Below are 23,141 nucleotides of genomic sequence, written 5' to 3' on the forward strand. Positions count from 1 at the left end.
AAGCGGCAAAGAGCTGTAAATATTTTCGTACTTTTGGAAATGAAAGTACAAAAGATAAACCATTGGGTATTTTATGAAATATCGTCTTTCGCAAATCGCCGCCGTCGTGGGCGGCAGGTTCTCCGGAACGGACTGCGAAGTGCAGTCGGTGGTGACCGACAGCCGCTCGCTGACGTGCGAGCTTGGCTCGGGACCGGTGTTCGTCGCCATGTGCGGCGCGAACCACGATTCGCATGCGTTCGTGGCGCAGATGTATGCGCGCGGCGTGCGGGCTTTTATGGTCGAACGGCCTCTCGAAGCCCTGCCGGAGTGCGGTTACGTGGTTGTTGAAAACGCCATTGCGGCCTTGCAGTGTCTGGCGGCCTATCACCGGGCGCAGTTCCGGGGAACGGTGGTGGGCATCACCGGTTCGAACGGCAAGACGGTCATCAAGGAGTGGATTGCCGAGGAACTGCCCGCGGGGATGAAGTGCTACCGTTCGCCCAAGAGCTACAATTCGCAGCTGGGCGTGCCGCTGTCGGTGCTGATGATCGAGGGCGACGAGCAGCTGGCGCTGATCGAGGCGGGGATTTCGAAACCCGGGGAGATGGCGCGGCTGGAGCGCATCATCCGTCCCGACGTGGTGGTTTTCACCTCGATCGGCGACGCGCACCAGGAGAATTTCCTCAATCTGGAGCAGAAATGCGACGAAAAGATGGTTCTGGCCCACCGTGCCGAGACCATCGTTTACCACAGTTATTACGAGCCGCTGGGCCGCATGATCGCCTCGCGCTTCGCGGGGCGGAAGCTCTGCGACGCGGCCTCATGCCCCGAGGTCCCGGAGACGCTGATCGGCAACGAGGCGTCACGCCGCAACGCCCGGATCGTCGAGGCGTTCTGCGCGGCGATGGGCTATCCCGCGCCGTCGTTTACCGAAGCTCCCGAGGTCGCCATGCGTCTCGAAGTCAAGGACGGCATCAACGACTCGGTGCTGATCAACGACGCCTACAACCTCGATCTCAACTCGCTGGCCCTGGCGCTCGACTACCTGCACAACGTGGCGTTGTCGCGCCGCCGGACGCTCGTGCTGTCGGATATCGCGCAGAGCGGGCTGACCGACGACGAACTTTACGGCCGCGTGGCGGGAATGGTCGCGCGGGCAGGCGTCGATACGCTCGTCGGCATCGGTCCCAAACTGAAGCGTTACGCCGCGCTGTTCGGCTGCGACAGGGAGTTTTACGCCTCGACCGACGAGTGCATCGCCCGCATCGGCCGCAGGGCCGTGGCCGGGCGTGCCGTCTTGTTGAAAGGCGCGCGGGAGTACCGTTTCGAGAAACTCGCGCATGCGCTGGCGCGCAAGAGCCACACGACGGTGCTGGAGGTCGATCTCGACGCCATGATCCACAACCTGAACTATTTCCGCTCGAAGCTCGACTTTCGGACCCGGCTCGTGGCGATGGTCAAGGCGGGTTCGTACGGCGCGGGGGATTTCGAGGTGGCGCAGATGCTCCAGCATCAGGGCGTCGACTACCTCGCCGTGGCGTTCGCCGACGAGGGTGTGCTGCTGCGCGAGCGGGGGATCACGATGCCCGTCGTGGTGCTGAATGCCGACGCCGACAGTTTCGACCAGATGATCGCCAACCGCCTCGAACCCGAGATATACAGTTTCCGTTCGCTCGCCGATTTCGCCGATGCGGTGTCGCATGCGGGCGAAACCCGCTATCCGGTTCACATCAAGCTCGATACGGGCATGCACCGGCTGGGATTCATGGAGGGGGAGATCGGGCGGTTGTGCGAGGTGCTGCCGACATTGCCCGCCGTGAAGGTGGCGTCGGTCTTTTCGCACCTGAACTGCGCCGACATGCCCGGAGAGGATGCCTACACCCGGGAGCAGATCGCGCGCTACGACCGCATGAGTGCCGCCGTAGCCGCGTCGCTGCCCTATTCCGTCATCCGCCATACGGCCAATTCGGCGGCCATCGAGCGATTCCCCGAGGCGCGGTTCGACATGTGCCGACTCGGACTGGGGCTTTACGGCTTCGGCTGGGTGCACAATGCGGGCCTGCGCCCGGTTTCGGCGCTCAAAACCCGCATCGTGCAGATCAAGCGTCTCGAAGCGGGCGACGCCGTGGGCTACGGGCGCGCCGGGAAATTGCTGCGGCCGACCGTGACGGCGACCGTGCCGATCGGTTACGCCGACGGGCTGGACCGCCATCTGGGCTGCGGACGCTGGTCGATGCGTGTGGCCGGGCGGCCTGCGCCGATCGTGGGCCGCGTCTGCATGGACAGCTGCATGATCGACATCACGGACATTCCGGGCGTCGGCGAGGGCGACGAAGTGACGGTCTTCTCCGCCGAGCCGGGCAACGACCTCGAAACGATGGCCCGGGTGCTCGACACGATACCTTACGAGATTATGACGTCGGTCTCGTCGCGTGTGAAACGAATCTACCTCAAGGAATAAGGCGCGGAGCGCAATTCATAATTCAGAATTCACAATTCAGAATTATGCCTGCGAACCTAATTAATTATGCATTATGAATTCTGAATTTGGAATTTTATACCTGATTCCCTGTCCGATTTCGGACGAAACGGCGCCGTGGGACGTGCTGCCTGCGGCCAACCGGGCCGTGATGGATGCGCTGGACTACTTCATCGTCGAGAACACCCGCACGGCGCGGCGTTTCCTGTCGAAAGCCGGCATCGCGCGGTCCATCGGCGAACTGGAATTCCGCGAACTGAACGAGCACACCGCGGCCGGCCGCGAAATCGAGGAGCTGATCGCGCCGCTGCTCGAAGGCCGCTCGGCGGGGGTGATCTCCGAGGCGGGCGTGCCGGGCGTGGCGGATCCCGGGGCGCCGGTCGTCGGGGCGTGCCACCGCCGCGGCATCCGCGTCGTGCCGCTCGTCGGCCCGTCGTCGATCATTTTGGCGGTGATGGCCTCGGGACTCAACGGACAGTCGTTCGCTTTCAACGGCTACCTGCCCGTGAAGCCGCCCGAACGGACCCGGGCCATCCGTTTCTTCGAACGCCGTGCGCTGGCGGAGGGGCAGTCGCAGCTTTTCATCGAAGCTCCGTACCGCAACGTGAAGCTGATGGAGCAGTTGGTGCAGACGCTCGGAGACCAGACGCGCCTGACCGTCGCCGTGGACCTCACGGCTCCGGACGAGCGGATCGAGACCCATACGGCCGGGGAGTGGCGCCGCCGCCAGCTGCCCGAAATGAACAGGCGCCCGGCCATTTTCATCATCGGATAAGCGCAGCCTTGCCGTGAAGCGGCTTTTGGGCGGTAGCGCGCAGGCCGGTTCGATGTCCGGCATGCAGGCATTGTCCTTGAAGCCCGCCTCTTGGCCGGGTTGGTATGCAATTTGTTCGAATAAGGGGAGGAAAACTGAAAAATTACAAGATATGAAAAAAGAAAAAGTTTATAATGAGGCTGTTAGCGGCGACGAAGGGTTCACCCCCGGCGATGGTTATCCGTCGTGCGACGGGGAGCCTTGTGCCAATGTGTCAGATGAAACCGACGAGGCGACTGACACATTGGCAGACGGAGAACCCGCTGCCGAAGCCGACGCAGCCAAGGCGCTCGAAGAGGCCGTGGCCCAGTGGCAGGACAAGTACGTCCGCCTGCAAGCCGAGTTCGACAACTACCGCAAGCGCACGCTCAAGGAGAAGATGGACCTGGTGCAGACCGGGGGCCGCGACGTGCTGCTAGAGATGCTGCCTGTGCGCGACGATGTGCAGCGCGCCGTGGACGCCATGCAGAAGAGCGACGATCTGGAGGCGCTGCGGGCGGGCGTGACGCTCATTTCACAGAAATTTACCGAGGCGCTCCGCCGCAAGGGCGTGACCGAGATCGAGGTGCTGGACAAGGAGTTCGACGCCGATTTTTCGGAGGCCGTTGCCCGGTTCGCCGCCGGCGACGAGAAGAAGGGCAAGGTCATCGACGTCGTTCAGACGGGTTACATGCTGGGCGAGAAGGTGCTGCGCTTCGCAAAAGTAGTTGTAGGAGAGTAAGACCATGGCAGAAAAAAGGGATTACTACGAAGTGCTGGGCGTTGCGAAGAATGCTAACGCAGACGAAATAAAGAAGGCCTACCGCAAAGCGGCCATCCAGTTCCACCCCGACAAAAACCCCGGGGACAAGGAGGCCGAGGAGAAATTCAAGGAGGCCGCAGAGGCCTACGACGTGCTGTCGAACCCCGACAAGCGCGCCCGTTACGACCAGTTCGGCCATGCCGGAATGAGCGGCGCGGCAGGCGGCGGGGCCGGCGGCTTCGGCGGCTTCGGCGGCGGAGGGTTCTCGATGGAGGACATCTTCTCGCAGTTCGGCGACATTTTCGGCGGCCATTTCGGGGGCGGATTCCGCTCGTCGAACGGCGGCGGGGGACGGCGCGTGAACCGCGGCTCGGACATCCGCGTGCGGGTCCGTCTGACGCTGGCCGAGATCGCCAACGGAGTTACGAAGAAACTCAAGATCAACAAGACCGTCGCCTGCGACAAGTGCGGCGGCTCGGGAGCCAGGGACGCCAATTCCTATTCGACCTGTTCGACCTGCAACGGCACGGGCTATGTGACGCGGGTGGAGAACACCTTCTTCGGCCGGATGCAGACGCAGGGCGTGTGCCCCACGTGCGGCGGCACGGGCAAGGTGATCACCGCGTCGTGCGACAAGTGCAAGGGCGAAGGCACGCTGCGCGGGCAGGAGGTCGTGGAGATCAAGATCCCGGCCGGCGTGGGCGAGGGCATGGTCCTCACCGTCACGGGCAAGGGCAACGCCGCGCGTCAGGGCGGCGTGAACGGCGACCTGCAGGTGGTGATCGAGGAGGAGCGCAACCCCGAACTGGTGCGTGACGGCAACGATCTGATCCACAACCTGAACATCACCGTGACGACGGCCCTGTTGGGCGGTACGGTCGAGGTTCCGACGGTGGACGGGCGCGCCAAGATCAAGATCGCCCCGGGAACGCATGCCGGCAAGGTGCTGCGCCTGGGCGGCAAGGGACTGCCCGACGTGAACGGCTACGGTCGCGGCGACGAACTGGTGGTGGTGGACATCACCGTTCCGTCGAAACTCTCGGCTGAGGAGCGAAAACTCGTCGAGCAGTTGGCCGCGCAGCCCTCTTTCCAGAAGGCGGAGTCGGTCAAGAACCAGAATATTTTCGAACGGATGAAAAGCTTCTTCAGGTAATAATCCGGGATGAATTATTAATCGTTCGTACATTGATTCCGGCTTGTAATTGGCGGCGGAATGCCGCGTTTGCAAATCTGACCCACCCCTAAACCCCCGCCTGAGGCGGGGGCTTGTCGCAATGCAACCACAATAAAGAGAGTCATGCAATAAAATTGCGAAGATATTCGTATCTTTACAAAAAATAGAACGACCATGTTAGGCTTTACCCCTTTCAAACGGCACCCGAACAAATTCAATTACATCCCGCGTTATTACGACCCCGAGAAGGAGGCCCGTGAACAGCGCCGTGCCGAGTTGCGCGGCGAGCGCGCCGAGGATGCCGACCGCGAATACCAGCCCGGACAGTACATCCGCACCCAGCGCGAAGCCCGGGATGCGCGGCGTTCGAACGAGGAGGAGCGGGGGCGTATCCGTGTGCTGAAGATGGCCGCGGGGGCCGTGCTGGTGCTGCTTTTTATCTACCTGCTCTACCCGAAGCTGGCCGATGTGTTCCTGCGCGCGCGGACCGCACCCGCGACCGAAACGCAGCAGGTCGGGGAGGAGGAGTTCAATCCCTATGCGCCTATTAGGGTCGTTCCCAACGATTACGAGGAGTAAATGGCAGACAAGATCAGATTATTACCCGAGGTCGTTGCCAACCAGATCGCCGCGGGCGAGGTCGTCAACCGGCCCGCCTCGGTGGTGAAGGAGATGATGGAGAACGCCATCGACGCCGGGGCGACTTCGGTGAAGGTCAACTTCCGCGACGGCGGCAAGGACCTGATCCAGATCGTCGACGACGGCTGCGGCATGTCGCCCATCGACGCGCGCATGGCCTTCGACCGCCACGCCACGAGCAAGATCGGGGCCGTGGAGGATATTTACGCCCTGCACACGTTCGGATTCCGCGGCGAGGCCCTGGCTTCGATCGCCGCCGTGTCGCAGGTCGAACTGCGCACCCGGCAGGCCGGCGACGAGGTGGGTACGCAGACCGAGATCAACGGCGGGCAGTTCGCGGCGCAGAACCCGGTGATGTGTCCCGTGGGTTCGCAGTTCTTCGTGCGCAACCTTTTCTACAACGTCCCGGCGCGCCGCCGTTTTCTGGACAAGAGCACCACCTCGGCGTCGCAGATCAAGGCCGAGTTCCAGCGCATCGCGCTCTGTAACCCGCAGATCGCCTTCGAACTCTACGCCAACGACGCTCCGGTCTATACGTTGCAGGCCGGGTCGCTGGCGGGACGCATCGTCGACGTGGTGGGGCGTCACATCAAGCAGAACCTGCTGGAGGTCGAGGCCGACACTTCGATCGCCTGCATCGAGGGATATATCGGCCGTCCGGCTGCCGCCAAGAAACGCAACACGGAGCAATACCTTTTTGTCAACGGGCGCTTTTTCAAGAGCACCTATCTGACGAGCGCCATTCTGAAAGCCTACGAGAAGCTGATTCCCGAGAGCTGCCAGCCCTCCTATTTCCTCTACCTGACGCTCGATCCCGGGCGTATCGACGTCAACGTGCACCCGCAGAAAACCGAGGTCAAGTTCGCCGACGAGGAGGCCGTGTGGCAGATCGTCAACGCCGCCGTGCGCGAGACGCTGGCCAAAACGGGCGCCGTGCCGCTGATGGATTTCGACCGGGACAGCCCGGTGGAGATTCCCGTTTTGCAGAAAGGAGCCGTGTACAGCGAGCCGCTGGCCATGTCGAACAGCGACTACAACCCTTTCCGCGAGGAGTATATCGACCCTTCGGCGCCCGATCCCAACGAGGATTTCACGGGCTTCGACGTGCCGTACCGCGACGGCGGGGGCGTGTCGGACAGCGCGGTCGGAGGATTGCGCACGGGCGGAGTCCGGAGCGCCGCGCCGTCGTTCCCGCAGGCCGCGGCGGGCGGATTCGCCCTGCCGGGTGCGGACGCCGGGGAGTTCGAGGAGTTCGAGTCGGGCGGCGGTTTCGAGATCACCCCTTCGGGCGGCGGATTCGACGACAGCGCCCTGGATTTCATCCCTTCGTCGGCCGCTCCCGAACAGCAGCGGTTCGACATGCCGCAGCGTCCGGAATTCACCGATGCGCTGCCGCTGCCGGGCGGATATGTCGCCGCTCTGCTGGGCGGCCGCTTCGTGGTGGTCGACGTGCGGCGCGCCCGCGAGCGGATTCTTTACGAGGATTACCTCCGGATGCTGGGCAACGGCTCGTCGGTGAGCCAGCAGTTGCTGTTCCCCGAACGGCTGGTTCTTTCGGGCGACGAATACGCCCTGCTGGAGGAGAATGCCGTGGAGTTCGCTGCCCTGGGCTTCGACATCGACTTCTGCGGCGAAGGGACCGTCGAAGTGAGGGGCACGCCCGCCGACATGCCCGCCGACGCCGTGGACCGGCTGCTGTTCGACCTGTTGCAGGCCTTTGCGACTCCGGTGTCGCTCTCCGATGTGCGGCGCGAGAAGATCGCCGGCGTGATGGCCCGCTCCGGCGCCAAGGGTGCGGGGCGGACCTTGTCGCGCGAGGAGGCCGCGGCGCTGCTCGCACAGCTGGCCGACACGGGCAGTTTCAGTTTTTCGCCCTCGGGCAAGGCGATCACCGCCGAGATCACGCCGGAAGATTTGCGCGCCAAGTTGGGATAATCCGGCGGAAAAGAGTTACATTTGCAAAAATTAAAACGCATGAACCGCTATTTTCAGACCCCTCCGGTGGTCAAGAATTTGATAATCATCAATGTACTGGTTTACATGGCCACGGCGCTGCTGCCCGTCGGCGACACGATCATGCAGTATTGCGCCCTGTCGCTGGGAACGCCCTATTTCCATACCTACCAGTTCATCACCTACATGTTCCTGCATGCCAATTTCGAACATATCTTCTTCAACATGTTCGCATTGTGGATGTTCGGGCGTACGCTCGAATACGAACTCGGCTCGCAGCGTTTCCTGACCTTCTACATGGTCTGCGGCGTGGGTGCGGCGCTGATCCAGTACCTCACGGCGCTGGCGTTCGGCGAACTGCCGCTGCTGCTGGTCGGCGCGTCGGGCGCGGTGATGGGCCTGCTGCTGGCGTTCGGCGTGATGCATCCCAATGCGGTCATCATGCTGCTGATTCCGCCTATTCCGATGAAGGCCAAGTGGTTCGTCATCATCTATGCCGTCATCGAGCTGTTCCTCGGATGGAAGGGCGTGGGCAACGTGGCTCATTTCGCCCATGTGGGCGGCATGCTGTGGGGATTCCTGCTGCTGCATTGGTGGAAACGCCGGGGAACGATCCGTTTTTAGACGATGGCTCCCGATTACTATAACGGATACGGGGGAGGCCCTTCGGGGAAACGGCGCCGCAGTCTCGTCATGCGGCTCGTCGACCTGGCGCTGACGCTCGTGACGCTGGCCGTGGGCGCGACGATGGTTCTCACCTATTTCGTCCCCTATGTCGATCCGGGCAGCGTGTGGTTCTTTCCCGTGCTGGGGCTGGCCGCTCCGGCGGTCTACGTCGCGTCGGTCGTGCTGACGCTCTACTGGATCATCCGCTGGCGCTGGGTGTGCGCCGGGGCGATGCTGGTCGTCGTCGTGGCGGGGCTTTTCAAGGTCTCGCTCTTCTGGCGTCCCGAAATCCGCCGCAGCTATGCCACGGAGACGGCCTTCGACCGCGCTGCTGTCAAGGTTATGAGCTACAACGTGCGCAGTTTCTACGGCGAGGACGGCCGGAGCAGCGTCGACGACATCCTGCGCCTGATCGAGGAGCAGGCTCCGGACCTGATCTGCCTCCAGGAGTTCAATGCCCGCCTCGCGGAGCAGTCCGAGGAGTTTTCGCTGCTGGGCGAGAAGTACGAGATCGCGCACTTCGGACGCACGCAGGCCCCGGATTCGGTCTACGGCTCGACGCTGACCATCTTGAGCAAATACCGCATCCTGCGTTCGGACACCGTGCTGACGCCTTCGTCTTCGGTCTGGGCCGACGTGATTGTGGGCGAGGACACCGTGCGGGTTTTCAACAACCACCTGCGCTCGACGGCCATCAACGCTTCGGACAACCAGTTCATCACCAGCCATCAGTTTCTCTCGGACACAGCGCGCGAGACCAAAATCCGCAGTATCGTGACCCGTTTGCGCGAGAATAGCGTGCTTCGGGCCGCGCAGGTCGACAGCATCGCGCAGGTCGTGGGTGCGACGCGCACGCGGCGGATCGTCTGCGGCGATTTCAACGATACGCCCATGTCGTATGTCTACCGCACGATGGCGCGGGGGCTGCGCGACGCCTTCCGTGAGTGCGGGTCGGGCTATTCGCATACGTTCCGCGGTTTCTACAACACGCTGCGCATCGACTACGTGTTGAGCGGCGGTTTCGAACCGCTCTCCTACGAGGTGCTTCCGGTCGACTATTCGGACCACCATCCCGTCGTCGTGCGGCTTCGGAAAAGTTCCTGACGAATTACCCGGAAAACGGGATGCCCCGGCGGAGACACTCTTTCCGCCGGTTTTAATTTGCCGGCAGGTGTTGTCCGGAACGATTTTTTTGCTATCTTGTGGAAAAATTCAGCCAATCGTTCGCCATGATCCGATCCCTTCCGCTCGTAAGGAGAACGCTTCTCCTCTCCGTATGTGGGCTGTTCCTTTTCTCCGGTCGGCTTTTTGCCGGAAATCCGTTGCTGATGCCTTCCGAAGCCCCTTACGGGGCGCCCCGCTTCGACCGCATCCATGCCGCCGACATCATGCCCGCCATTGAGGAGGGCATCCGCGCCTACAAGGCCGGGATTGCGAAAATCAGGGCGCTGGACCCCGCGGAGGCGACTTTCGAAAACGTCGTCGTGCCGCTCGACCGTGCCGACAGCCTGCTGGACGTTCCGCGCGCGGTGCTGGGTTACCTGAAATCGAATTTCGGAGGCGACTCCGTCATCCGGATCTCTCTGGAATCCGCGCAGCTGACCGGAGAGGCATACGACGCCGTGACGCTCGACACGGCGATCTTCCGCCTGGTGAAGGCCGTCTACGACCGGCGCGATGCGGCCGGGCTGGATTCGCTCCAGCTGCGGACGCTCGGCAAGGTCTACCGGAGCTATATCCGCGGCGGGGCGCTCTGCACGCCCGGGCAGAAGGAGCGGCTCAAGGAGCTGAACCGCGAGATTTCGCTCAAACGCATCCGCCACGGACAGAACATCACGCAGGCGACCCAGGAGTTCGTCCTGTACGTGCAGGACAGCAGCCTGCTCGACGGGCTTGCGGGGACGACCCGGCAGCGTTTCGCCCGCAATGCGGCCCGGCAGGGGCATCAGGGCGTCTGGGCCGTCGGGTTCACGAACGGCGACTATGCGTCGGTCATGGCTTCGGCCACGAACCGCGATCTGCGCAGGAGACTCTACGAGGCCTACACCTCGCGCTGCATGGACGGGAAGTACGACAACCGCCAGTTGTCGGTCGACATCGTCAACCTGCGTCTCGAACGGGCCCGGATGCTGGGATACGAGAACTATGCCGCCTACACGCTGGAGACGAACATGGCCGGAACGCCCGAAAAGGTCCGCGAACTGCTGCTGCCGCTCAAGGACGCTGCCGCGGGGAAGGGGCGTGCGGAGCGTGCCGAACTGGAGGCTTTCGCCGTGAAATACGAGCGGGATTCGGCCTTCCGGCTGGAACCGTGGGACGTGGCCTTCTATTCGGGCAAGCTGCGCAAGGCGAAATTCGGGTCCGAACTGGGGCGCATGCGCAACTACCTGCTTTTCGACAATGTGCTCAACGACGGCGTTTTCTATGTGGCCAACCGTCTTTTCGGAATCACGCTGACGCAGCGCACGGACATTCCCGTTTTCCACCCCGACGTGCTGACCTTCGAGGCGAAAGACGCCGAAGGCCGCCCCCTCGGACTGCTTTATCTGGATTGCTTCGTCCGCAAGGGCAAACGCGGCGGCGCGTGGTGCTCGCGCCTGCGCGGGTATTCGTGCGCCGGAGAGCGGGAGGTGCTGCCGCTGGTGACCATCAGCTGCAACTTCTCGCGTGCGGCCGAAGGCAGGCCGAAGCTGCTGTCGACCTCCGAGGTCAAGACCCTCTTCCACGAATTCGGACACGCTCTGGCGGGTTTCCTCTCGCGCGGGCCGTATCCGCAGGTGACGGGCAGCTTCCCGCGCGACATGGTCGAACTGCCCTCGCAGTTGAACGAGCATTGGGCCTGGGAGCCGGAGGTGATGAAACACTACGCCCGCGATTACGAGACGGGGCGTCCGATTCCCGATGCGCTGATCGCGAAGTTCAAGGAGTCGGAGAACTTCCTGAAGGGGCTTTACCTGACCGATTTCTATGCCACCGCGCTGCTCGACCTCGAATGGCACACCGTGCTGCGGCCGGTCGAAGGGTGCGACGTGGCGGCTTTCGAACGGGCCTTCCTGAAACGTTACGACTTCCCGGAGCATACCGCTTTACGCTTCCGGACGACCTATTACAACCACATCTTCGCCAGCAGTTACCCCGCGCAGTACTACTCCTACACGTGGTCGGCGGTGCTGGACACCGATGCCTTCGCGGCATTCACCGGCACGGGCGATATTTTCGATCCCGAAACCGCGCGCCGTTACCGCCGCCATATCCTGACCGAAGCGGGCTATGACGAGCCGATGGCGCAGTACGTGCGTTTCCGCGGCGCCGTGCCCGACGTGAAGCCCCTGATGCGCCGTTACGGGCTGGCGGAATAGCGGCCCGGCGGAACGGAACAGCCCCGGCTCATCGGGCCGGGGCTGTCCCGTTCGGTCACTCTCCGATCTTCTTGCGCGGGTGGACCATGTTTTCGGGTTGCAGCACCTTGTGCAACTCCTCTTCGCTCATCAGCCTATGCTCGAGTACGAGGTCGTAGATGCCCTTGCCGGTTTTGAGGGCCTCCTTGGCCAGCATGCTCGACGTTTCGTAGCCCAGATAGGGGTTGAGCGCCGTCACCAGCCCGATGCTGTTAAAGACCATCCGGCGGCAGACCTCCTCGTTGGCCGTGATGCCGGCGATGCACTTCTCGCGCAGCGTGTTCATGGCGTTGATCAGCATTTCGATGCTCTCGAACAGGCAGTGGACGATGATCGGCTCCATGACGTTCAGTTCGAGCTGTCCGGCTTCCGATGCGATCGTCACGGTGAGGTCGTTGCCGATGACGCGGAACGCTACCTGGTTGACGACTTCGGGGATCACGGGGTTGACCTTGCCCGGCATGATCGACGATCCCGGCTGGCGCGGCGGGAGGTTGATCTCGTTCAGCCCGCAGCGGGGACCCGACGAGAGCAGCCGCAGGTCGTTGCAGATTTTCGAGAGTTTCACCGCAAGGCGTTTCTGGGCCGAGGAGTTCATAATGAAGGCGCCCGTGTCGCTCGTGGCCTCGATCATGTTCGACGCCTCGACGAGCGGCAGTCCGGTGATCTCGCGCAGGTAACGGGTGCAAAGCCCGGCGTAGTCGGGGTCGGCGTTGATGCCCGTTCCGATGGCCGTGGCCCCCATGTTGATCTCGAAGAAAAGTTTCATGTTGGCCGTCAGCCGCTCGGTCTCCTCGGTGAGGTTGGCGGCGTAGGCTTCGAACTCCTGTCCGAGGGTCATCGGCACGGCGTCCTGAAGCTGCGTGCGGCCCATCTTGATGATGCCGGAGAACTCCTCGCCCTTGGCGTGGAACGCCGCGATGAGTTCGCGCAGCGAGGCCACCAGTTTCTCGATGCTGCGCACCAGTGCGATCCTCACGGCCGTGGGGTAGGCGTCGTTGGTCGACTGCGAGAGGTTGACGTGGTTGTTGGGGTGGCAGAACTGATATTCGCCCTTTTCATGGCCGAGGAGTTCGAGCGCCCGGTTGGCGATCACCTCGTTGGCGTTCATGTTGGTCGACGTGCCGGCGCCGCCCTGCACCATGTCGACGACGAACTGCTCCTCGAGTTTCCCGGCGCGCAGCTCCTCGCAGGCCCGGATGATCGCGTCGGCGATCGCCGGGTCGAGCAGTCCCAGGTCACGGTTGGCCATCGCGGCGCCCTGCTTGACGTCGGCCAGGGCGCGGATCAGCTCCGGGAAGAAGTTGAGCCGCACGCGGCTGATGTGGAAATTCTCCACCGCGCGCATGGTCTGCACGCCGAAATAATACTCCGCCGGGATTTCCATTTCGCCCAGCAGATCGTGTTCACGACGGGTTTTGCCCGAAAGTCTGATTTCCGTAAAGTCCATGATCGGTATGTTTTTATTAAAGGTACGCAAAAGCGGGGTGGGGTCCAAGCCGAATCGGGTGCGGTCCGGTAAGACGTTCCGACATCAAATATAATGCTTTTTCCGCCACTTTGTCAAAACAAAAAATCTTGTTAACTTTGTATTCGCTCCGCGGGGTCGCAGAATTCGGCGGCGGACGAACGCAGAACCGAAAAACAAATAAAGAATATGATTTTAGACTCTCTGAAAAACAGCGCGCTTTACTACGGCGTAAGCCCGCGCATGAAACAGGCTTTCGAACTGATCGCCTCGACCGACTGGACGACGATGGAACCGGGTATTCACGAACTCGACGGCAAGGACATTTACGTCAACGTCATGGAGCGCGAGCTGAAACAGAAGCCCGACGCCAAACTCGAAATCCACAACGAGTACATCGACATCCAGGTTCTCATCCGGGGCGAGGAGGAGTCCTTCGGCTGGAGCGAGCGCAGGGAGCTCAAGAAGCCGCTGGGCGAATTCAGCGTCGAGAATGACATCCAGCTCTTCGACGACGTGCCGCAGACCTATTACACGATGCGTCCGGGACAGTTTACGGTGCTTTTCCCCGAGGACGGGCACGCCCCGATGGTGGGCGAGGGCACGGTGCGCAAGATTATCGTCAAAGTGCGCAAATAAGCGCCGCAGGCGATACCGCTACGGGCCGGAGCATAGTCTCCGGCCTTTTTTCAGGCGGCGGCAAACGCTGTGTGCCGCGGGGCGATGCGCAGGCTGAGCCATGAGCAGAGGGCGCAGACGATGAAGACCGCACCTGTGGAGAGGAGCGTGTCGCCGATGCCGACCAGCGGCGACACGATGCCGCCGAACGAGAAGCAGATGGCGCCCAGCATGGCCGAGGCAGTTCCGGCGTATTCGCGGGCCGCTCCCATGGCCAGCGCCGTGGAGGAAGTGAAGGTGAGCCCCATGGCGAAGAGCAGGCCGAAAAGCAGTCCCTCGTAGACCCAGAACCCGCATCCGAGGCCTAGGGCCACGGCTTCGGCAGCGGCGAAGAGGAGCATGCCCATACATCCGGCTCGGGTGCTTCGTTCGGGGTTGCGGAAGCGGATCGAGAAAGCCGCGGCACTGCCGATGGCCACGGCGTTGACGGCGAAGCAGATGCTAAATTCGAACGCCGAAAATCCGTAGTGTCCCTGCATGATGAAGGGCGAGGAGGCGATGTAGGCGAACAGCACGCCCTGGGCGAAACCCATCTGCAGGACGTAGGCCACGTAGCGGCGGTTGCGGAGCACGGTGCCGAAACTGCGGAAAATGTCGCCCCAGGCTACGGCGCTGCGGCGTTCGGCCGGGAGCGACTCGCGGAGGCGGAAACAACCTGCGAGCAGGACGCATCCCAGCATCAGCAGGATGCAGAAGATGCCCTGCCAGCCGATAGAGTCGGTGAGGGTGCCGCCGATGATGGGGGCGACGACCGGAGCCACGCCGTTGACGGCGCCGATCAGCGCCAGCATCCGGGCCAGGTCGCGGCCTCCGAACCGGTCGGTGGCGACCGACCGCGAAATGACAATGCCGCCCGAACCGGCGATGCCCTGCAGGAAACGCGCAGTGACGAATTGGCGGATGTCCGAGGCGAAGATGCAGAGCAGGGTGGAGCCGATGAAGAGCCACATGGCCGTCAGCAGCGGCGTTCGGCGTCCGTATTTGTCGCTCAGGGGACCGAAGAGCAGCTGTCCGGCAGCCAGGCCGATCATGCTGGTGGTGAGTCCCATCTGCACCATCGACGAGGAGGTATGGAAGAAATCCGTCATGGCGGGCAGCGTCGGCAGGTACATATCCGTTACGAACGGACCGAATGCTGTCAGCAGGCCCAGCAGGACGAGCAGGTAAATTTTGCTGTTGTCTTTGTTCATAATACGCTGTTTTATCGTAGCAAAATTACTCTGAATTTTCGCCCTGCGAATCGCCTTTTGGGACGGGGTGTAGTTCAATTTCGGAACTGTCCGGACCGAAAAAATCCATGTATCAACCCACTTGGGAGAGGCTTTATTTGCCGATTCCGAAGTAGCGGAATCCGGCGGCTATGACTTCCGGTTTGTCGAAGATATTGCGGCCATCGACGATCGTCTCGCCGCGCATCGCCGTGTACAACTGGGCCCAGTCGGGCATGCGGAACTCTTTCCATTCGGTGATGAGTGCCACGGCGTCGGCTCCCTCCGCGGCCTCGTACATCGTCCGGGCATAGCGGATCGGCCGGCCGGCCATCCGCCGCTGCGATTCGGGCATGGCGACCGGGTCGTAAACACAGACCTTGGCGCCGGCATTCAGCAGGTGGTCGATCACCACCGCTGCCGGAGCTTCGCGCATGTCGTCGGTCTCGGGCTTGAAGGCCAGCCCCCAGATTGCGACGACCTTGCCCCGCAGGTCGCCCAACGCGGTCTGCAATTTCTCGAAAACAATCCCTTTCTGCTGCTCGTTGACCCGCTCGACGGCCTCGATGACCTGCATCGTGTAGCCGTGTTCCCGGGCCGTGTGGGCTAGCGCCTTCACGTCCTTCGGGAAGCATGAACCGCCGTAGCCGCAGCCGGGGTAGAGGAACTTGTTGCCGATGCGGGCGTCGGAGCCGATGCCCTTGCGGACCATCTCCACGTCGGCGCCCACGCGGTCGCACAGGTTGGCGATCTCGTTCATAAACGAAATGCGCGTCGCGAGCATGGCGTTGGCTGCGTATTTGGTCATTTCGGCCGAGGGAATGTCCATGAACAGCACGCGGAAATTGGTGATCAGGAACGGCCGGTAGAGCTTGGCCATCAGCTTGCGCGCCCGTTCGCTGTCGACGCCCACGACCACGCGGTCGGGCGACATGAAGTCCTTGATCGCCGCACCTTCCTTCAGGAATTCGGGGTTCGAGGCGACGTCGAACGGGACCTTGCAGCCGCGCTTCTCGAGTTCCTCCTCGATCACGGCGCGCACCTTCTGCGCCGTGCCCACGGGGACGGTGCTCTTGGTGACCAGCACGGTGTATTTCCGGATGTGGCGACCGAAGGTGCGGGCCACGTCGAGAACGTATTTCAGGTCGGCCGAACCGTCCTCGTCGGGCGGGGTTCCGACGGCCGAGAAGACCACCTCGACATGGGGCAGGCACTCCGTGAGGTCGGTGGTGAAGTGCAGGCGTCCCGCCTCCACGTTGCGCCGCACAAGCTCCTCAAGTCCCGGCTCGTAGATCGGGATAACGCCTGCGTTCAGACCCTCTATCTTTTCGGCGTCTATGTCCACGCAGGTGATGTCGAGTCCCATTTCGGCGAAGCAGGCCCCCGATACGAGTCCTACGTAACCCGTTCCCACGATTGCAATTTTCATCATAATTCCTGGAGTTTTTTCTTTCGGAATGTAAATATAGTCTTTTTTTCGAAATATCCCCGCCGCAGTACGAAAAAGGGCGGTCCGAAGACCGCCCCTGCGTCGTTCTATTTTCCGCACCTGCATCCGGCGACAGCCTCCGCCAGCGTTGCGCAGGGATCGCACATCTCGTGCGAGTAGCCCTGTTTCATCTCCACGGGATCGCACAGGGGTTCCCACTTCATCTTCTGGGCGAACTCCGCGAGCAGGCGCACCGAGGCTCCGGCCCAGCAGAACGAACCGAACCAGCCGAATCTGCGCCGGGGAATGCCGCGCGCGGCGATGCGGTCGAGCAGTTCGGCCACGGGCGGGAACAGGTTGCCGTTGTAGGTCGGGCCGCCGACGATCAGCGTGTCGAAACGGAAAACGTCGCGCAGGACCACCGACGGGTCGGCGTAGGAGAGGTTGTAGACCCGGATCGGGCCGACCTCCCGCGAGGCCAGTTCGCGCGCGATGCGCTCGGCCATCTGCTCCGTGTTGCCGTACATCGAGGCGTAGGCCACGACCACGCCCGGTTCGCCTTCGTAGCGGCTCAGACGGTCGTAAATATCCAGAACCTTTGCGATCTGCCGCTGCCATACGGGTCCGTGCGTCGAACAGATCGTCCCGACGGGCAGCGTGCGGACCTTCTGGAGCGCCTTCTGCACGGGACCGCCGTACTTGCCCACGATGCAGGCGTAGTAGCGGCGCATCTCGTCCCAGTAGCGGTCGGTCTCGACCTGCGAATCGGTGATGCCGCCGTCGAGCGCCCCGAACGTGCCGAAGGCGTCGCCGGAGAAGAGCGTCCGGTCGCCGGCGCACCACGTGACCATCGTCTCGGGCCAGTGCACCATCGGGATCATGTGGAACGACAGCGTCTTGCCGCCCAGATCGAGCGTGTCGCCCTCCTTGACCTCGACCGTGCCCCCGGCGATGCCGTAAAACCCTTCGATCATCTGGAGCGTCTTGGCATTGCCGACGATCTCGATGTCGGGATAGATGCGGCGCAGCGCCGCGATCGACGACGAGTGGTCGGGTTCCATGTGGTTGACGACCAGATAATCAATCTCCCTTTCGCCGATGGCCTCGCGGATGTTGGCTTCGAGGCGGCTGCCGAAGGACTCTTCGACGGTGTCGATCAGGGCGATCTTTTCGCCTGCGACCAGATAGGCGTTGTACGACACGCCCATCGGAAGCGACCAGAGGGCTTCGAAGCGCGTGGTGGTGCGGTCATTGACCCCGACGTAGTGGATGCCGGGAAGTATTTCGGTAATTGCCATAAACCTTTTTTGTTTTGTTTTGGCACAAATTTACTAAAAATATTTTTCCGGCGCTACTGCCGGCTTTTTTATTGCTCCGGCAAGTTGCATGCCGGGGTGCGGAAGAGTCCCGTGCGCGGCGCGGTTTTCGCCCGGAAACAAAACGCCGCAACCCGGTGAAGGGTTGCGGCGCATGCCGGCAGGACGGCGGTTCAGAGGAACCGCGGCATATCTTCGGCCCTGCTTTGGGGTGTGGACTCCAGCGCGCCGGAGATGATCTCCGACGGGATTTCGGCCTTGACGAAGACCGAGACGTCGCTCGTGCTCGAAGTGCTGGTCAGCGTCATCCGTGTTCCGTCTGCGTTGAACGAAACCCGGTATGAGGCGCTTCCCCACGGGGTGTTGTCGCTGTACCGGCCGCTGAGCGTGGGTTTGTCGTAGGAATACGTGCCGTCCAGGTGGACGTATTCGGGCTTGTAGAGCCGCTGGTAGATGTCGAACGAACCGGACTCGCTGAACGAGAGGTAGACGTCGGCGGACTGGAGCGAACTCCACGAAACCAGATGCCAGCTGCCGACGACGTTGCCGTCGCCCTCGGGTTCGGGCGTATCCTTGGACGAATCGCCGCACCCGGTCAGCGCGAACGCCGCGGCGAGGCCGATCAATAACAGTTTGATGTTTTTCATAATGTGCCCTTGTTTTATAACCAACCTCCGTTCTGGGAATGAACCTCACGTGCGATGAAGGCGAATTCCTTCGTGATCGGCATGCCGTTCATTCCGCTGTTGTTACCGTTTCCGGCGAGCAGCTTGATCCGGACCACCGCCGAACCGGGTTTGGTGCACTTGAGGATGATCTGGTTGGCGAATATGGTCGGGTTCGCCGAAATGCCCAGCCGGTCCATGTCTTCGGCCGAAATGGAGATTTCCGTAATCTTCAGGTCCAGATTTCCGCCGCCGAGGTACGGTTGCAGGTTCAGCGTGTACTGGCTGCCGACGGGAATCGGGATGCAGGTGATGCCGCGGACGTTCATCAGCACCTGGTAGGCGTCGATGTAACCCGTGCCCATCCCCTTTTTGTACTGCGACAGGTCGAGCGTCGCCAGGCTGCCCTTGTCGGTGAAATACTGTTTCGTTCCGGTGCAGTATTGGTTGATGTCGTTTACCGATGTCAGCAGCAGCGTCGTGAATTCGTTCTGGGTGAAGGTCTTGCCGAGTTGCAGCGCATAGGACAGCCCGAGCGCCGCCACGCCCGAAACGTGGGGGCAGGCCATCGACGTGCCCTGCATGTAGCCGTATTTTCCGCCGTTGACGGTCGATAACACCTCGGACGCTCCGGTATTTATGTTTTCCAGATACGACTGGTAGGCGTCGCCGCCGGGAGCCGCAATGTTGCAGCCGGGACCGTAGTTGGTGTAGTAGGCCGGGGTGTAGTCGCACGACATGGCCGTTACGGAGATGTAGTCGCGGTAAGCGCCGGGGTAGCTCGACATGCCGGTCATGTCGTTGCCGGCGGCGAATATGGCCAGTCCGCCGCTGACGGCCGCACAGTTCTGTTTGGCGATGAAGTAGTCGATGGCCTGCTTCTCGGCGCTGGCGCCGCTGGAATAGGCCGCGTCGGAGGTTACCGAGCCGGCAGGGTAGCCGTAGCTGCACTGGATGATCGCCGCGCCGTTGTCGGCGGCGTATTTGATGGCCTTGGCCGCCATGGCCACGTCGCCGCCGTCTTTGTCGTGGAAAATCTGACAGGACATGATCTTCACGCCGTCGTTTTTGCCCGAGCCGCCTGCGATGCCTGCGACGCCCGTGCCGTTGTTGTTCACGGCTGCGACCGTTCCTGCCACGTGCGTGCCGTGGTCCGGTGCATCGCCTTTGGTGCTGATGGTCAGCGTCGTATTGTCGACGAAGTTGAACCCGTGTATGTCGTCGGCATAGCCGTTCGAGTCGTCGTCACGGCCTTCCGAGCCGTTCAGCTCGGCGGTGTTGGTCCACATGTTGGCGGCCAGGTCGGGATGGTCCCACTGCACGCAGTTGTCCACGACCGCGACGATAACGCGCGGGTCGCCCGTGCAGAGCTTCCAAGCCTCGTCGCAGTTGACATCGGCTCCCGCCTTGATCTTCGAATAGATCGACTTGTCGCCGGTGTTGATGTAGTGCCATTGTTTGCCCAGGTGGGGATCGTTGAACCCGACGGCCGCACGGGTCTGCGGCGCAGCGCCGGTTTCGGCCAGCGGGATGACCCGGCCTTCGTGCACGTGCATCAGCTGCTGGTTGAATTCCACCTTGCTCACTTCGGCGATCCGGGCCATGTCGAGGGCCGCCTTGTCGAGATCGGCGGCGGCGTCGAACTCCACGACGTACCAGCGGTGCAGGCCGGCGGCGCGCGTGCGCTCCTCGTTCCGTTCGTCTACCGGGAACAGACGCTGTAACGCCTTTACCCCGATGCTGCCGAGCACGGCGTCGAAATCGGCGATGCCCGAACGGGTGGCGACGCCGCCCGAACGCGTAACCTGCATGACCGACGATTCGATGCCCGCTACGGCCTCTTCGCCGAAGCAGACCAGCAGTTCGCCCCTGACGGCGTTCTCCGACGAGAATACGAGTTTGGAGGCCGCTTTCGCTTCCGGTTCGGGACCCGTCGCCTGCTCCGTCGCATCCTTGGTGCACGACCCCAGGGAGAGCGCCGCAGACAGGAGCAGCAGGCTCCATAAAGTTGTTGTCCTTGTCATAATCTTATAATCCTAATATTAGTGCATGTCGTGACCGGTGTTTCGTTTCATTGGACCACAGAACCCGACACGGTCGCTCGGACTGTGTCGGGTCGTGTGGAACAATATGCGTCGGTTATTTCAAAACCGGGAGGTTTTCGCGGATTTTGAAATCGGCGCGGCGGCCGATCTGTTTCGGCAGCGGCTCGCATTTCGCCGTCTTCACGCTTAACGTGCGGACGCCGTGGTTCGTGTTGTCGCTGTTCCTGACGAATGTGGCGTTCATCTGGAGACCGCGGCTGTCGAGCGACTTCCCGATATGGGCCGGAACACGGACGCTGCTGAACGGGATCTTCGTGCGGACGCCCTGAACTTTGGCTGCGGATGCTGCGGATGTCGTTCCGCTCTGCTTCGTGATGGTCGTTCCGTCGGCATAGTATGCTGCCAAGGCTCCGACGATCTTGTTGACGGTGAAATCAGCAACGGGAACCTCAACGTCGGTCGTCAGCGCTGAAACTTGTTTCGACGCCGGATCGATCGTCAATACGATCGGATCGCTGCCTTCGCTCTCTTCGGTTGCGAACGAGAAGATACCGTAACCGCGGGTCTGGTTCGGGGTGAGCGCCTCCGTGAATTTGCCGAGCAGGTTGCCGTTGTCCTCCCGGCCGAGCTGCACGCCGCTCATCGTGAGCGTCGACTTGGCCGAGTCATAGGTTGCGTACCATTGGGTGCCGTCCTCTACGGCGAAATCCTTCACGAAAAATTCGGTGTTGCTTCCGACGGTAGGTATTACCTCGAATACATTTTCGAACGTGTCTTCAGCGCTGGCCGCGTAGGACATGCCGTATTTCCCGATGATCAACTCTCCGGTATAGGGCGGTATGTCCGTCACGAACGGTTCGCACACGATCAGTTTTTTCTTGCCGTAGTTGTTCGTTGCTTCGACAACCAGCGTATAGGATGCGCCCGGTGTCAGATTGATCATTATGTCCCAATACTTTCCGGTCGTTGCAAGTTCTTCCATCGCATCGGCATTGAGTTCTTTACCGTATTTATCGACTACATCCTGCAGGGTCAGGCCTCCGGTTTGAATCTCGATATTGTCGATTATGGAAGTTTTGTTGAAGTAGGTTTTGATCTTCTTCATCTCCGTGCCGGTGATCTCGTACACGGCCGATGAGTAATCGGGATACTTCGATACATATGCTGCGGCATCGGGATAGGCGCTGACTTTATAGAGCGAGCCGGCGATGTCGTTGGGAACCGAGGTCCCTCCTATGCCCGGGAAGTAGAACGATGCTGCGGAAGCTTCGCCGGAAACCGGTTTTTGCGCTTTGTCAAGGGGCAAGGCGACTACGGTATAGGTTCCGGGTCCAGGCAGTACGGCTTCGGCGGAGACTTTCTCGCCGCCTACGGTGAAGTCCTGCAACTCGTTGATGTTCTCGGCTGATCCGTCGGCGATCGCTGCGACAAGCGTAGCGGTTTCGGCCTCGGTCAATTCATTTTCGACGAGAACATAGCGGATGTTCGTAACGTCGGCGCCGTAGGTGAAGTCGATGACGGCGCTCGCCGTCTCTCCGTCGGCGCTGACCTTCATGCCGTCGTATACGGCGGAGAGCGTATAGTCGGTCAATTCGGCGCCGGGCAGGAGGATACGGAACAGTCCGGACTTATTGGCTTTGAGGCTGCCGGCGCCGCAAACGAACGCGAGGGCCTCCTGGGGGAACGTGATCACGCCGTTTACCAGCGTACCTTCCCCGCCCGTGGACATGGCGATTTCATAATTTCCATAAGCAGGATCTCCGTCGATGATTCCCGTGAACTGACGCGGCATGACCACTTTCGTCGGGTCGCTGCAATCGATGGTGATGTTGACCGGAGTATAGGTCAGTTTGACCTGCGACTCGATCTCTTCCTGCGAACCTTTGAAGAATTCGGTCAGGAACGGCCAGCCGTACATCTCTTCGATCATGTAGATGCCCTTCTTCGATTTGTGCTCGTGGATCGTGACCTCGATTTCGGGATTTCCGCCGTTAAACATGCTGCAAAGATAGTCGTCGCGGAATTTGCCGGTTCCCAGTTTCACCCAGGGCCAGGGGGCGACGATGATGTCGAGCGAACGGTTGCCGTAGGGCGTCGTGTTGTCCTCGTCGTTGATCAGGAACGAAAGGGGGTATTCCTTGCCGTCTTCGAGTTTGGTGCGGTCGAAGGTGATCAGCAGTTCGGAAGTCTCCTTGCCGGCTGCGAACGATACCGACGACGGAATGGTGAACAGACCCGACTCGTCGCTGGCGAGAACCGCTACGGTCAGCGCCTCGTCCTTGGCGATGCGTTTTACCGGGATGGCGATGGAGGAGACGTCGTCGCTGATGCTATGCTGGGTGGTCACATTCTCGGGGAAGTAGACCTGTGCGCCGTCGACCTCGGGACCTGCTTTGAAGTCATCGTCGCTGCAGGCCGTGAACAGCCCCGCGACGATGGCGACAGTCGCCAGAAAGAATATTTTTATACTTTTCATAAATAGCGA

At 61.6% G+C, this 23,141-nt stretch carries 17 protein-coding genes; 10 read left to right on the forward strand and 7 right to left on the reverse strand.

Annotation, left to right across the window (positions count from 1 at the left end):
* Nucleotides 1–73 precede the first annotated feature (73 nt).
* The 9 genes from alr to NQ492_RS11350 all read left to right on the forward strand — a co-directional run bounded on the left by alr (nt 74) and on the right by NQ492_RS11350 (nt 11,808).
* Entirely contained in the window at nt 74–2,443 is a 2,370-nt protein-coding gene (alr, locus tag NQ492_RS11310) for an alanine racemase (RefSeq protein WP_015547625.1), read from the forward strand.
* Nucleotides 2,444–2,516: 73 nt separating this feature from the next.
* Complete coding sequence (locus tag NQ492_RS11315; RefSeq protein ID WP_147620364.1) at nt 2,517–3,236, forward strand: SAM-dependent methyltransferase; 720 nt, start codon at nt 2,517–2,519, stop codon at nt 3,234–3,236.
* Between the two features lie 151 nt (nt 3,237–3,387).
* Nucleotides 3,388–3,996: a nucleotide exchange factor GrpE gene (locus NQ492_RS11320; RefSeq protein WP_022062234.1), complete on the forward strand. Its 609-nt coding sequence runs from the start codon at nt 3,388–3,390 to the stop codon at nt 3,994–3,996.
* Nucleotides 3,997–4,000: 4 nt separating this feature from the next.
* Nucleotides 4,001–5,170: a molecular chaperone DnaJ gene (gene dnaJ, locus NQ492_RS11325; protein ID WP_015547626.1), complete on the forward strand. Its 1,170-nt coding sequence runs from the start codon at nt 4,001–4,003 to the stop codon at nt 5,168–5,170.
* 195 nt (nt 5,171–5,365) lie between these two features.
* The gene (locus NQ492_RS11330) at nt 5,366–5,770 is read left to right on the forward strand and encodes a hypothetical protein (protein WP_015547627.1); all 405 of its coding nucleotides are present in this window, start codon (nt 5,366–5,368) and stop codon (nt 5,768–5,770) included.
* On the forward strand, nt 5,771–7,765 hold the full coding sequence (mutL, locus tag NQ492_RS11335; protein ID WP_015547628.1) for a DNA mismatch repair endonuclease MutL: 1,995 nt from the start codon (nt 5,771–5,773) through the stop codon (nt 7,763–7,765). It abuts the gene before it with no gap.
* A gap of 39 nt (nt 7,766–7,804) precedes the next feature.
* Nucleotides 7,805–8,407, forward strand: a complete 603-nt coding sequence (locus NQ492_RS11340) for a rhomboid family intramembrane serine protease (protein WP_015547629.1) — start codon at nt 7,805–7,807, stop codon at nt 8,405–8,407.
* A gap of 3 nt (nt 8,408–8,410) precedes the next feature.
* On the forward strand, nt 8,411–9,553 hold the full coding sequence (locus NQ492_RS11345) for an endonuclease/exonuclease/phosphatase family protein (protein WP_015547630.1): 1,143 nt from the start codon (nt 8,411–8,413) through the stop codon (nt 9,551–9,553).
* Between the two features lie 224 nt (nt 9,554–9,777).
* The gene (locus NQ492_RS11350) at nt 9,778–11,808 is read left to right on the forward strand and encodes a M3 family metallopeptidase (protein WP_050794783.1); all 2,031 of its coding nucleotides are present in this window, start codon (nt 9,778–9,780) and stop codon (nt 11,806–11,808) included.
* A 55-nt stretch (nt 11,809–11,863) separates the two neighbouring features.
* Here NQ492_RS11350 and aspA read toward each other — a convergent pair whose 3' ends face one another.
* Complete coding sequence (gene aspA, locus NQ492_RS11355) at nt 11,864–13,297, reverse strand: aspartate ammonia-lyase (RefSeq protein WP_015547631.1); 1,434 nt, start codon at nt 13,295–13,297, stop codon at nt 11,864–11,866.
* Between the two features lie 207 nt (nt 13,298–13,504).
* On the opposite strand from aspA, the gene NQ492_RS11360 reads away from it, so the two are divergent.
* The gene (locus NQ492_RS11360) at nt 13,505–13,954 is read left to right on the forward strand and encodes a YhcH/YjgK/YiaL family protein (RefSeq protein WP_044054534.1); all 450 of its coding nucleotides are present in this window, start codon (nt 13,505–13,507) and stop codon (nt 13,952–13,954) included.
* Nucleotides 13,955–14,004: 50 nt separating this feature from the next.
* Here NQ492_RS11360 and NQ492_RS11365 read toward each other — a convergent pair whose 3' ends face one another.
* The 6 genes from NQ492_RS11365 to NQ492_RS11390 form a co-directional block, all read right to left on the reverse strand.
* Nucleotides 14,005–15,183, reverse strand: coding sequence for a multidrug effflux MFS transporter (locus tag NQ492_RS11365; protein ID WP_015547633.1), 1,179 nt, complete (start codon nt 15,181–15,183; stop codon nt 14,005–14,007).
* 133 nt (nt 15,184–15,316) lie between these two features.
* Nucleotides 15,317–16,630: a UDP-glucose dehydrogenase family protein gene (locus NQ492_RS11370; protein WP_172633833.1), complete on the reverse strand. Its 1,314-nt coding sequence runs from the start codon at nt 16,628–16,630 to the stop codon at nt 15,317–15,319.
* Nucleotides 16,631–16,737: 107 nt separating this feature from the next.
* Nucleotides 16,738–17,928 carry an FprA family A-type flavoprotein gene (locus tag NQ492_RS11375; protein WP_015547635.1) on the reverse strand — a complete coding sequence of 397 codons (1,191 nt, stop codon included), beginning with the start codon at nt 17,926–17,928 and terminating at the stop codon, nt 16,738–16,740.
* A 191-nt stretch (nt 17,929–18,119) separates the two neighbouring features.
* Nucleotides 18,120–18,593, reverse strand: a complete 474-nt coding sequence (locus NQ492_RS11380) for a hypothetical protein (RefSeq protein WP_015547636.1) — start codon at nt 18,591–18,593, stop codon at nt 18,120–18,122.
* Between the two features lie 14 nt (nt 18,594–18,607).
* Complete coding sequence (locus NQ492_RS11385) at nt 18,608–20,635, reverse strand: S8 family serine peptidase (RefSeq protein ID WP_015547637.1); 2,028 nt, start codon at nt 20,633–20,635, stop codon at nt 18,608–18,610.
* A 115-nt stretch (nt 20,636–20,750) separates the two neighbouring features.
* Nucleotides 20,751–23,132 (reverse strand): hypothetical protein, encoded by a 2,382-nt coding sequence (locus tag NQ492_RS11390; RefSeq protein ID WP_015547638.1) that lies wholly within the window; start codon nt 23,130–23,132, stop codon nt 20,751–20,753.
* Between the last annotated feature and the right edge of the window lie 9 nt (nt 23,133–23,141).

Source organism: Alistipes shahii WAL 8301, assembly GCF_025145845.1.
Taxonomy (GTDB): Bacteria; Bacteroidota; Bacteroidia; order Bacteroidales; family Rikenellaceae; genus Alistipes; species Alistipes shahii.